At 71.5% G+C, this 11,577-nt stretch carries 13 protein-coding genes; 2 read left to right on the top strand and 11 right to left on the bottom strand.

The features are described from left to right. Positions 1–7: 7 nt before the first annotated feature. From ITJ60_RS14355 to ITJ60_RS14305, 11 genes are all read right to left on the bottom strand, one after another. On the bottom strand, positions 8–703 hold the full coding sequence (locus tag ITJ60_RS14355) for an SDR family oxidoreductase (RefSeq protein WP_194648400.1): 696 nt from the start codon (positions 701–703) through the stop codon (positions 8–10). Between the two features lie 10 nt (positions 704–713). After that, the gene (locus ITJ60_RS14350; protein WP_123340009.1) at positions 714–1,205 is read right to left on the bottom strand and encodes a DedA family protein; all 492 of its coding nucleotides are present in this window, start codon (positions 1,203–1,205) and stop codon (positions 714–716) included. Positions 1,206–1,247: 42 nt separating this feature from the next. Further along, positions 1,248–2,279: a YihY/virulence factor BrkB family protein gene (locus tag ITJ60_RS14345; protein WP_194648399.1), complete on the bottom strand. Its 1,032-nt coding sequence runs from the start codon at positions 2,277–2,279 to the stop codon at positions 1,248–1,250. A 4-nt stretch (positions 2,280–2,283) separates the two neighbouring features. Then, positions 2,284–2,799: a hypothetical protein gene (locus ITJ60_RS14340; RefSeq protein ID WP_123672087.1), complete on the bottom strand. Its 516-nt coding sequence runs from the start codon at positions 2,797–2,799 to the stop codon at positions 2,284–2,286. A 144-nt stretch (positions 2,800–2,943) separates the two neighbouring features. Beyond that, positions 2,944–3,987, bottom strand: a complete 1,044-nt coding sequence (locus ITJ60_RS14335) for a Gfo/Idh/MocA family protein (RefSeq protein ID WP_194648398.1) — start codon at positions 3,985–3,987, stop codon at positions 2,944–2,946. 282 nt (positions 3,988–4,269) lie between these two features. Then, positions 4,270–5,196, bottom strand: a complete 927-nt coding sequence (locus tag ITJ60_RS14330) for a prenyltransferase (RefSeq protein WP_194648397.1) — start codon at positions 5,194–5,196, stop codon at positions 4,270–4,272. Beyond that, positions 5,193–5,609: a lycopene cyclase domain-containing protein gene (locus ITJ60_RS14325; protein ID WP_194648396.1), complete on the bottom strand. Its 417-nt coding sequence runs from the start codon at positions 5,607–5,609 to the stop codon at positions 5,193–5,195. The genes ITJ60_RS14330 and ITJ60_RS14325 overlap by 4 nt, the downstream gene beginning before the upstream one ends. Next, complete coding sequence (locus tag ITJ60_RS14320) at positions 5,606–5,938, bottom strand: lycopene cyclase domain-containing protein (RefSeq protein ID WP_194648395.1); 333 nt, start codon at positions 5,936–5,938, stop codon at positions 5,606–5,608. Before ITJ60_RS14320 ends, ITJ60_RS14325 begins: the two co-directional genes overlap by 4 nt. After that, positions 5,938–7,578: a phytoene desaturase family protein gene (gene crtI, locus ITJ60_RS14315; protein WP_228510398.1), complete on the bottom strand. Its 1,641-nt coding sequence runs from the start codon at positions 7,576–7,578 to the stop codon at positions 5,938–5,940. Before crtI ends, ITJ60_RS14320 begins: the two co-directional genes overlap by 1 nt. Continuing rightward, positions 7,575–8,513, bottom strand: coding sequence for a phytoene/squalene synthase family protein (locus ITJ60_RS14310; RefSeq protein ID WP_323749184.1), 939 nt, complete (start codon positions 8,511–8,513; stop codon positions 7,575–7,577). The genes crtI and ITJ60_RS14310 overlap by 4 nt, the downstream gene beginning before the upstream one ends. Further along, a complete protein-coding gene (locus ITJ60_RS14305; RefSeq protein ID WP_131844739.1) occupies positions 8,510–9,568 on the bottom strand; it encodes a polyprenyl synthetase family protein in 1,059 nt (352 codons plus the stop codon). Before ITJ60_RS14305 ends, ITJ60_RS14310 begins: the two co-directional genes overlap by 4 nt. Positions 9,569–9,589: 21 nt before the next feature. Between ITJ60_RS14305 and idi the strand changes: the two genes are divergently transcribed. Together idi and ITJ60_RS14295 are read left to right on the top strand one after the other, a co-directional pair. After that, on the top strand, positions 9,590–10,132 hold the full coding sequence (gene idi, locus ITJ60_RS14300) for an isopentenyl-diphosphate Delta-isomerase (protein ID WP_194648394.1): 543 nt from the start codon (positions 9,590–9,592) through the stop codon (positions 10,130–10,132). Positions 10,133–10,489: 357 nt separating this feature from the next. Next, entirely contained in the window at positions 10,490–11,554 is a 1,065-nt protein-coding gene (locus ITJ60_RS14295; protein WP_194648393.1) for a magnesium and cobalt transport protein CorA, read from the top strand. Positions 11,555–11,577 lie beyond the last annotated feature (23 nt).

Here is an 11,577-nt window from a genome sequence, read left to right as displayed (position 1 = left end):
CTCGGGATCAGCGCCGCTTGGTCGGGCGGATCGCGAGCGACTCGATCGTCCCGCGCTCCGGCAGGTCGACGACCGTCCGGACGGCCGCGGCCACGTCCTCCGGCGCCAGGTAGTACGCGGTGTCGTAGTCCTCGCCGAGCTTCTCGGTCAGCGCCCGCTGCATGTCCGAGTCCGTCCGGCCCGGGTGCACGCTCGAGACCCGGACGCCGTTCGCCCGCTCTTCTTCGCGCAGGGCGTCCGCGAAGGCCCGCAGCGCGAACTTCGACGCCGCGTACACGCCACCGCCGGGGCCGGAGTGGAAGCCCGAGCCGCTGTTGATCGGCACGACGATGCCCCGAGCCGCCCGGAGTGCCGGCAGCGCCACCCGGGTGAGCTCGGCGACCGCGAACAGGTTCGTGGCGAAGACCTGCTCCCACACGGCACGCGGGGTGTCGGCGATGGTCGTGCCCTGCTCGACGCCGGCGGAGTGCACGAGCACGTCGAGCCGGTCGGGCAGCGCCGGCAGGTCCCCCGCGCCGAGGTCACCGACGAACGGCGCGGCGCTCGGCAGCTCGGCGACGAGGGCGTCCACGGCCTGGGCGTTCCGCCCACCCACGAACACGTGGTGGGTGCGCCCGAGGTCGGCAGCGATCGCGCGGCCGATGCCGCGGGTGGCGCCGGTCACCAGCGCGACCGGACGGTTCTGGAGCTGTTCTGTCGTCACGTGGGCCAGCCTACGGAAGCCGGGCCGGGCCTCCTGTCCGGTTCCGGGATCTGTGGAGAACCGTCACCGCGACGACCACCGCGACCACCAGGACGGCCACCGCTGCGATGCCCCACGGCGAGCCGGCCAGCGCGGCGACGACCGCCCAGAACACCGCGAGCCCGACGGTGGCGTAGAGGAAGGCCCACGCGACGCACCCCGGCACCATCGCGATCGTGTAACGCCACCACGCCACGCGGGCGAGCCCGGCGGCCGCGTTCATCACCGTCTGCAGCCCGACGACCACGAAGCTCACCGTCACGACCGGCAGGCCCCAGCGTTCGAGGAGCACCGAGCCGCGGCGGACCGCCGGCGAGTGCAGCCAGCGACCCCAGCGGGAGCGCGAGGCACCCGTCACCGCGAGACGCGCGACCCAGTACGTGGCCTGCGCACGACAGAACACGATCACGAAGAGCGCGAGGACGAGCTGCCAGAACGGCAGCCCGTCGAGGAAGGCGGGCACGGTCGCACCGTAGCGCCTCCGTCCGGAGGAACGCCCCGTCCGTCAGTCGCCGTCGGCGCCCTGCCGGATCCTGATCCCCTCGAGGACGTCCTGCGCCCGCTTCTCGTCCTGCTTCTCGATCTGGCGGGTGTCGCGCTCGGGGAGCTGGATGTCCTCCTCCGCCCGGATGCCCGCCTGCAGCTGCCGGCCGCGCTCGAGCTCGGCGTCGAACTCGGCACCGAACAGCAGCGCGTTGTTCGTGATCCAGAGCCACAGCAGGAACACGATGACCCCACCGAGGGAGCCGTAGGTGGCGTTGTAGTTCGAGAAGTTGGCGACGTAGAACCCGAAGCCGACGCTCGCGATGATCAGGATGAGGATCGCCAGGATCGACCCACCGCTCACCCACCGGAACTTCGGCTGCTTGACGTTCGGCGCCCAGTAGTAGAGCACCGCGACGACGATGATCGCGACGACGAGCAGGATCGGCCACTGCACGATCAGCAGGACCGTCGCGGCGGCGTCGCCGAGTCCGATGACGTCGCCGAAGCTCCGGGCGAGCGGGCCCGAGACGAGCACGAGCAGGCCGACGACGAGCATGACGACGGTGAACACCGTCACGCCGAGCATGGTCGGACGGAGCTTCCAGATCGGTCGGCCCTCGCGGACGTTGTAGATCCGGTTCATCGCCCGGCCGAAGGCGCCGACGTACCCGGAAGCCGACCAGATCGCGCCGACGATGCCGACGACGAACGTGATGCCGGCGGCGGGCGACCGGACGAGACCCTCGATCGGGTCCCTCAGCAGGTCGACGACGCTCTGCGACCCGACGTTGCCGATGATCGTCAGCAGGGAGTCGATGGTCTTCTGCGGATCGGACACGAGGCCCAGGATCGAGACGATCGCCAGCAGTCCGGGGAAGAGCGCGAGCACCGTGTAGTAGGTCAGGCTCGCCGCGAGGTCGGTGCACTGGTCGCCGGTGAACTCGCGCAGCGTCTTCTTGAGCGTGTAGACGAGCGTCGGCTTGGTGAGGTCTGCGGGGCTGTCCGGCTTCCGGGAGTCGTCCGGGTCCGGCTTCTGCTGCTCCTGCGCCATCGGACTACCCCCGCGCCTTCAGGGCCTGCTTCGACCGCTTCACGGCGGCCTTGCGGTTCTTGTTCGCTCGTCGCTGTACCGCGGCGATGCCGGTCTGCTGCTTCACGCGGGCCTTGTGGGCCGGGTCACGGTCCAGCGCCTGCTCGGCGGCCTTCGCCCGGGCCTTGCGACCCTTGCGGCCGGACTGTGCCTGCTCCTTCGCCGAGGGGCCGTCGCCGCGCGCGCCGAAGGGCAGCAGCGCGGTGAACGCCGAACTCGCCGGTGGCGTTGCCAGGTGTCCGGCGGGGCGGTTGCGGATCGCGATGCCGGTGATGATCGCCGCGATCCCGGTGAGACCGGTGATGCCCATGGCCACGAGGGGCGTGGGGTCACGGTGCCAGCGCTGGCGGGTCTTCGCGGCTGCGAGCCGTGCCCGCGCCGGGAGGTTCGCACGGCGCTTGAGCTCGGTGACGGTGTCGGTCATGCGCTCACGCGTGCGGACGTTCGCGAGTTCGAGCTCGGGGAGACTGTCCTTGGCCATTCCCCAGTTTCTACACGGCTGGGCCGGGGGCGCGCCCAGATGGCCGCGGCGCGGCACCTGCGCGAGGCGGTGGACGTGACCACCGGGCGGACGGGAGGCCCGTGGCGGGCCCGCCACGGGCCTCCCGTCCGTCGGGCACGGCGTTCAGGACGGGACGACGACGTCCTCGGGCTGGCCGCTGGCAGCCGAACGACCAGCTGCCTCCATGAGTGCGAGGCTGCGCAGGTTGTCGCGCCCGCTCGTCGCCGGTGCCGGGCCGCCCTCGACCGAACGGGCGAAGGCCTGCAGCCCGCCCTGACGGTCGGTGTGCTCGAGCACGGGCAGCTCGACGGGCTCGGCCTCGTCGTCCTGGGTGCGGCGGAGGGTGACCACGTCGCCGTCGACCGCGTTCGGTGCTCCGTCGCGGCTGGTGAACCAGAGTTCGCCGTCCTCGCCCTGGATGCTCCACTCGCCGGCCCACGCCGTGCGGGGGCCGCGGCTCAGCCAGCTGCCGCGGTAGCTGACGACCAGCCCGCCGTCGAGCTCGATGAGCATCGAGGCGATGGCTTCGTCCTGGTACTTGCTGTACGACGGGAAGGTCGCCTTGGCGAAGACCCGGACGGCCTCTTGTCCGGTGACCATCCGGAGCAGGTCGAAGTGGTGGATCGCCATGTCGTTGATCATGGCGTGCGGGAACTTGTAGTGCGGGTGCTCCTCGAACGCCAGGTCGTTGTCCCACTGCCGGAAGTCGACGTTGATCGCGGAGAGCTCGCCCACGGTGTTCGCAGCGAGCAGGTCCTGCACGGCGCGCGGTGCCGGGTACCAGCGGTAGTTCTGGCTGACCTGCAGCACGAGGCCGAGCTCCTCGGCACGGCGCACGGCGGTGACGGCCTCGTCCGTGGTGTTGGCGAAGGGCTTCTCGACCAGGACGTGCTTGCCGGCGTCCAGGCCCTCGAGCGCGAGCGGCACGTGGGTGACGGCGGGGGCGGTGATGACGACGGCGTCGGCCTCGACCCCGGCGAGCGCCTCGGTGAGGGACGCGAACGCGGCGGACGCGGGCAGCCCGAGGTCCTGCTGCACGGCGGTCAGCGTTGCCGGCACCGGGTCGACGATCCCGACCACCTCCACTTCGGAGACCTCTGGGATGGCGGTGCGGGCCCAATTGCCGCCCCACCCTCCGAGACCGACGTGGATGATCCGGACCGTCATGCGTGCACTCCTTCGTGGCTGCCGCGTCACGACTCCCGTGACGCGTCCGTCCAGTCTGTCAGTGCTGCGCGCGGCGGGCGTCGTCGGTGCCGCGCGCGGCGGGCGCCGTCGGTGCCGCGCGCGGCGGGCGCCGAGGTGCCGCGCGCGGCGGCGCCGAGGTTCCACGACATGCCGTGTGCGCGGCGCCGAAGTTCCACGGAGCGCGTCGGGCGACGTCGAGATGCCGAGATTTCGGAACCTCGACGGGACGTCGGCGGGACCGGCGGGACGGGACCCGGGCGCTCAGTGCGTGAAGGCGTAGGCGATGAGCGCCATCGTCACGATGAACCCCGCCAGGTAGTTGATCCAGAGGAACCGCTTCCACCCGGCGTTCGCGGCCTCGGCGCCCTGGTCCGTGATGTTCCACCACGGCAGCACGTTGAGCGCGTACGGGATCACGACGACGGCGGCGATCGGCCCCGGGAACGCCGAGAACAGCAGTGCGACGCCGGCGATCAGGTACGCGACGAACGCGAGTCGCACGGTCGCCCGCGCCCCGATGACGGTCGCGACGGACCCGATGCCGCCGGCCCGGTCGGCCAGGACGTCCTGCACGGCGCCGAAGGCGTGCGAGGCGACCCCCCACAGGAAGAACGCGATGCAGACGGCGACGAGCTGGCCGGTCCAGTGCGGTCCGGCGAGCGCCAGGCCGTAGATCGCGGGCGAGACGAAGTGGGTCGACGAGGTCAGGGAGTCGAGGAACGGCTTCTCCTTGAACCGCAGCCCCGGCGCCGAGTACGCGATGACGGCGAAGACGCTGATCGCGAGGACGAGCCACGACCACGGCCCGTTCCCGCTCACCGCCCCGAGGACGACGAGCGCGACCAGGAAGGGCACGTTGGTGACGACGACGGCCCAGATCGTGGTGCGGTGGACGCTCTTGTCGAGCAGCGCCCCCTCGACGCCGCCCTTGCGCGGGTTGCGCAGGTCGGACTCGTAGTCGAAGACGTCGTTGATGCCGTACATCGCCAGGTTGTAGGGCACCAGGAAGTACACGACGCCGACCAGGAACGCGACGAGCGAGAACCCACCGCCGCCCTCGACGCCGACCCCGCTGCCGAGCAGGTACGCGGCACCGAACGGGTAGGCGGTGTTCACCCAGCTGATCGGGCGTGACGACACGAACAGGGCGCGCAGGGTCGACGGCCTGGAGGCAGTGCTGGCGTTCACGGGGCGTCCTCCGGTGGTGCGGTGGTCGGGTCGGGCGCGGGGCGCGCGGCGGCCGGGTCGCGTGGGCCCGTCCGGTCGAACAGGACCCACAGGCTCGGCAGCAGCACGATCGCCGCCATCGCGTACGCGAGGTCCTCGACCGGGATCGCCCCGATCTTCGCCCCGCTGATGAGCGAGGGGTCGTAGGCGACGATGCGCAGGGTCACGATGACGTTGTCGAACACGATCGTCATCACGAGGAGCGCGATCCCGGCGACGAGCGACGTGACCAGTGCGACCCGGCGGCCGGGCCCCGGTGCGCGTCCCGCTGCTCGCGCACGGCGCGCGGCCACGATCCCGGCGACGACCGCCACCACCGCCACGACGGTGAAGAACGGCAGGGCCAGGAGGGCGTAGGCGCCGGAGCCGGTCACGGGCGCCGCCGCCCGAGCGACCGCTGCACGACGGGTCGGACGAAGCCGACCAGGTCCATCGTCGAGTAGCAGAGCAGCAGCAGGAAGAAGAGCTCCTCGAGCGGGACCTCGGGGGCGAGCAGCACGCCGGTCAGCAGGTTCTGCGGGCCGATGAAGAAGATGCCGTACGCGACCCCGGCGACGTCCCACACCATGAAGAACGCGACGCCGACGACCATCACCGCAGCCGCACGCCACGGCGCCCGCCAGAAGAACAGCCGGAAGCGGGCGTCGAGCACGGTCATGCCGATCAGCGACACGACCAGGCCGGCGAGGTACAGCCCGGGCATCAGACGGTGCCGGCCTGGTTCCGCGGGGTGCCGAGCGGCGTCGGCAGCGGTTCGGTGCTCGTGTCGCCGTGGATCCGCTTGAGCAGGACCTCGGCGCTGATCAGGCACATCGGCAGACCGATGCCCGGGATCGTGGACGCCCCGGCGTAGTACAGGCCGTCGACCTTGGCCGACGCGTTCTTCTCGCGGAAGAACGCACTCTGCTTGAGCGTGTGCGCGGGGCCGAGCATCGACCCGTTCCACGCGTTGAGGTCGTCGGCGAAGTCGCGCGGTCCGATCGTCCGGCGGACCCGGATGCGGTCCCGCAGGTCGGGGACGCCCGAACGCTCGGCGACGACGTCGATGGCGCGGTCGGCGATCTGCTCGACCTCGTAGTCGCCGGCACCGTCGATCCCGCCCTTGCCGATGGACAGGTCGGCGGGCAGGGGCACCAGGATGAAGAGGTTGCTCGAGCCGCGGGGCGCGACGGACGGGTCGGTCTCCGACGGCGCGCAGACGTAGATCGACGCGGGGTCGGGGACGTGCCGGTCCTTGCCGAAGATCGCGCCGAAGTTCGCCTTCCAGTCCTCGGTGAACACCAGGGTGTGGTGCAGCAGGCCGGGTGTCGGTCCGTCGATGCCGAGGTAGACGAGCACGGCGCTCGGTCCGGGGTCGCGGGTCTTCCAGTGCTCAGCACCGTGGGTGCGGTGCTCGCGGTCGAGCAGCTGCATCTCGGTGTGCTGCAGGTCGGCGGCGCTCACGACCAGGTCGGCCGGAGCCGTGTGCTGCACGCCGTCGCGGTCGCGGTGCACGACCCCGGTGGCGACGCCGTCCTCGACGACGATCCGTTCGACCTTCGCGCCGGCGATGATCCTCGCGCCCTCTGCACGGGCCACGCGTTCGACCGCGGCGATCACCTCGGTGATGCCGCCCTTCGGGTAGAGCACCCCGTCGGCGAGGTCGAGGTGGCTCATCAGGTGGTACATGCTCGGCGCGGCGTACGGGCTCGTGCCCAGGAACACGGCCGGGTAGCCCAGGATCTGCCAGAGTCGCCGGTCCTTGACCGCCGAGGCAGCGCGGGACGACAGCGGCTGCAGCAGGAGCCGGGCGAGCTTCGGCAGGCGACGGAGCACGTCGGGGGCGGCGAGCTTCGTGAGGTCCTGGAACGTCGTGTACAGGAACCGGCGGATCGCCATCGCGTAGGTGTCCTCGGCCGAGGCGAGGTACTTCCGGATCCGCTTGCCGGCTCCGGGCTCGACGGACTCGAACAGCGCGATGTTCGCCTCGGCGTCGGCGCGCAGGTCGATCGGCTCGTCGTTGCCCTCGCTGTAGACGCGGTACCCGGGGTCGAGCTTCACGAGGTCGAGTTCGGCGTCGGCCGAGGTCCCGAGCAGCTGGAAGAAGTGGTCGAACACCTCGGGCATGAGGTACCACGACGGCCCGGTGTCGAACCGGAAGCCGTCGCGCTCCCACGAACCGGCACGGCCGCCGAGCTGCGACCGCTGCTCGAGCACGGTCACGGCGAAGCCGTCCCGCGCGAGCAGCGCTGCGGACGCCAGTCCGCTGATGCCGCCGCCGATCACGACGGCGCGTCGGGCGGGCACCTTGCGCCGGGTGGTGGCGACGACGGCCGTCGGACGGGAGGCGCGGGGCGGGGTCATGACGTGCCTCCTGGCCGACGGGTGGCCACCTTCGACCGCACGGGGGCGCGTCCGGCGAGCACCTGTGCGGCCAGGCGTGCCTTCACCGGGTTCGGGACGCGCACGCGCGTCGTCACCAGGCGCGTCGCCGACGTGCGGGCGATGCGGTCGTTGAGTTCCTGGAACAGGGCGTGCGCGAGCCCGACGGCGTTCCGGGCGTCGGGCGGCAGCAGCCGGATCGTCCGGGCCGCGTGGTCGAGGTCGGCCTGCACGTCGGCGACCAGACGGTCCTTCGTGGCCTCGTCGAACGAGCGGATGTCGACCCCCGGGAAGTACGAGCGACCGAGCACCTCGAAGTCGGCGTGCAGGTCGCGCAGGAAGTTCACCTTCTGGAACGCGGCACCGAGCGCACGGGCTCCCGCGATGAGCTCCGCCTGGTCGAAGGTCGGGCGGCCGGCGCGGTACACGAACGCACGCAGGCACATCAGCCCCACGACCTCGGCCGAGCCGTACACGTACGCAGCGAACGAGGCGTCGTCGTGCTCGGTGCGCTCCAGGTCCATCCGCATCGACGCGAAGAACGGCTTCGTGAGCTCCGCGCCGAAGCCCGTGACCCGTGCACTCCGGGCGAACGCGTGCACGACGGGGTTCACCGAGAAGCCGAGGGCGATCGCGCGCTCGGTGTCGGCCTCGAGCTCGTCGAGGACCGTCCGTGCCAGGTCGGGGTCGAGCCCTGCCTCGGTCGCGGGACCGTCGACGACCTCGTCGGCGACGCGCACCAGCGCGTAGACGTTGCGGATGTGCTCGCGGGTGTCCTTGGCGAGCAACCGACTCGCCAGGCCGAAGGACGTCGAGTACCGGTCGATGACGACGCTCGACGCCGCCTCGGCCGTGGCGTCGTACAGGGGGAGCCGACCGGACGGCGCGCTGCCGGTCCGGGTGGTGTCGGTCGTCACCGGGCGCGCTCCACGAGTTCGGTCACGAGGCCCTCCAGGCGGTCGGCGAGGTCGTACGGCAGTCCGGAGAGCTCGGCACGGGCGAGTGCGACGTGGTCGGCGATCCGGGACTCGGCTGCGGCACGGGCGCCGCAGGTGACCAGGGTCGCACGGAGTTCGGCCGCACGTTCCTCGGTCAGGTCCGGGTCACCCAGGTAGGGAGCGATGTCCGGCCAGCAGTCGGTCGTGGCCGCGTACGCGATGAGCATGGTCCGCTTGCCCTCGCGCAGGTCCCCCAGCACGCTCTTGCCGGTGGTCGTCTCGTCGCCGAACACCCCGAGCAGGTCGTCGACGATCTGGTAGGCGATGCCGATCTCGCGGCCGAAGGCGCCGAGCGCGGTGACGACGGTCTCGGGCGCGCCGGCGAGCACGGCACCGGACTGCAGCGGCGCCTCGAACGAGTACACGCTCGTCTTCGCCCGTTCCATCGCCAGGACCTCGTCCACCGTCGGCATCACGCCGAGGGCCAGGTCGACGTCGGTCATCTCACCGGCGGCGCTGGCGAACACGGCTTCGTCGAGCAGTTCGAGCAGACGCCCACGACGCTCGCCCGTCACACCAGAGGACTCGATGAACCGCGGTGCGCCGGAGAGCGCGAGGTCTCCCGCGATCACGGCGGCGCTCATCCCGCGGTGCTCGGCGGTCGGCAGCGGCAGCCCACCGGTGGTGCCGGCGTCGCGGTAGGAGCCCGCGACGTTCGGCTGGCCGCGGCGGGCCCAGTCGCGGTCGATGACGTCGTCGTGCACCACCAGCGCGGTGTGCAGGAGTTCGTAGGCCGCGGCGACGTGCGCAGCAGCGTGCACGTCGTCCCCGCCGAGGCCGAGGTACGCGGTCAGCACCATGCGCGGTCGGAAGCGCTTGCCGCCCATGCTCGCCTTGCGGAGCACCCGCCAGAGTTCCTCGGACGGACGGCCGTAACGCGCGGCACGAGCCGAGGACACGACGAAGAAGCGCTCGAGACAGTCGTCGACGAGCGCGAGGTCGATGTGCGCCACGGTGGCCGCTTCCTCGCTCATTGGCCTAACCTATCGGTGCAGATGAGCGCTTTCCCGGAAACCGTGGTCCTGCTGGCCGACGACCGTACCCCGATCGGCACAGCGGACAAGTTCACGGTGCACACAGACCACACGCCCCTCCACCTGGCCTTCTCGTGCCACGTCCGCAACACCGACGGGGACGTCCTGGTGACCCGTCGCGCCCTGTCGAAGAAGACGTGGCCCGGTGTCTGGACGAACACGTTCTGCGGGCACCCCGGCCCGGATGAGTCGTTCGAGGACGCCATCGCCCGCCGGGCATCACGCGAGCTCGGCATCACCGTGCGCGACGTCGAGCTCGTGCTGCCGGACTTCCGGTACCGCGCGGTCGACGCCTCGGGCATCGTCGAGAACGAGGTCTGCCCGGTGTTCCGCGCCGTGACCGACGACCTGCCCGCCCCCGCGGACGACGAGGTCGCCGAGTACGCCTGGGTCTCCGAGGACTCGCTGCGGGCCGCCGTCGCCGGTGCGCCGTTCGGCTGGAGCCCCTGGCTGGGCTGGCAGCTGACCGAGCTCGAGACCGCGGGCCTGCACATCACCCGCTGACCCGGGCGGCCGCCTGGGCCGAGACTCGCGCTCCGCGACACTCCTCGTGCCGGCGAGCACGAGAACCGTCGCCCAGGCCGAGTCTCGGACGAGCGCGGCCGAGCGCGGCCGAGCGCTTGGCTCCCTCGTGCGTCCGGAGTAGGGTCGGACGTCGGCCACGGTTGTGGCCACGAGGCTGCGCACCGCGGCCGCACGACCACGAGAAGGGCAGGTGAGGCGCGATGTCGGGTGACCATCCTCGCGCGGGCCGGCAGCCCCTCCCCCTCGCCGCCGCGCCCGTGTCCTAGATCTCCTCCGCCCGCCGCGGTCCGCCCGCGGCATCGCGCCTGCCTGCTCCCGACCACGAGGAGCACGCGCATGGCAATGATCGACAACGCGATCTACGTCGAAGGACGTCGCATCGAGTCTCCGTCGACCCTGTCGCTCGGCGCACGCCACGAGGTCGCACGGTGCGACCTGGCGTGGATCGGGCTGCTCCGTCCGGACCCGCACGAGCTCGACGCCGTCGCTACCGAGTTCGACCTGCACGAGAACGCGGTGGAGGACGCTCGCAAGGGGCACCAGCGCGCGAAGCTCGAACGGTACGGCGACACGCTCTTCCTGGTGCTCCGCCCGGCCTGGTTCGACCGTGCCGCGGGAACGGTCGAGTTCGGCGAGGTGCACCTGTTCGTCGGCGACCGGTTCGTGGTGAGCGTCCGGCACGCCGAGCGCCCCGACCTCGCTGCGCTCCGCGCCCAGGTCGAGGCCGACCCCGAGTTCCTGGCGCTGGGCTCCGAGGCCGTGACCGCCGCGGTGCTCGACGAGGTCGTGGACGGCTACGCCCCGGTGGTCGAAGTGCTGCAGGACGGCATCGACGCCATCGAGGACCAGCTCTTCGCCGGCCAGGTCGACCCCAGTGTCTCGAAGCGCATCTACCAGCTGCTCAGCGAGGTGCTGTCCTTCCAGCGCGCCACGAAGCCGGTGCCCGCGATGGTGAAGGGTCTGCTCCGCGGGGCCGACAAGTACGGCGTCGACGACGAGGTGCAGCACCGCCTGCGCAACGTGCTCGACCACGCCCTGCGCGTGACGGAGCGGGTCGACTCGTTCCGGTCCCTGCTCGAGAACGCCCTGACACTGCACGCGACCCTGGTGTCACAAGAGCAGAACGAGGCGATGCGGCGGATGACCAGTGCGAGCCTGGCGCAGGGCGAGGAGAGCCGGCAGCTCGCCCGCGCCGCGCACCGGCAGGGCGAGGAGGTCAAGAAGATCTCGTCGTGGGCAGCGATCCTGTTCGCCCCCGGGCTGATCGCCGGTGTCTACGGGATGAACTTCGACCACATGCCCGAGCTGCACTGGCGGTACGGCTACCCGGTCGCGATCCTCGGCATGCTCGCCCTGATGGGTGTGTTGTGGGCGATCTTCCGCAAGCGCAACTGGCTCTGACGCGCCGCGAGGGCGCAGCGAGG

Origin of the sequence: Curtobacterium sp. VKM Ac-2884 (genome assembly GCF_015350945.1) — a bacterium.
Taxonomy (GTDB): Bacteria; Actinomycetota; Actinomycetes; order Actinomycetales; family Microbacteriaceae; genus Curtobacterium.
This window is presented reverse-complemented; position numbering and strand designations above follow the sequence as displayed.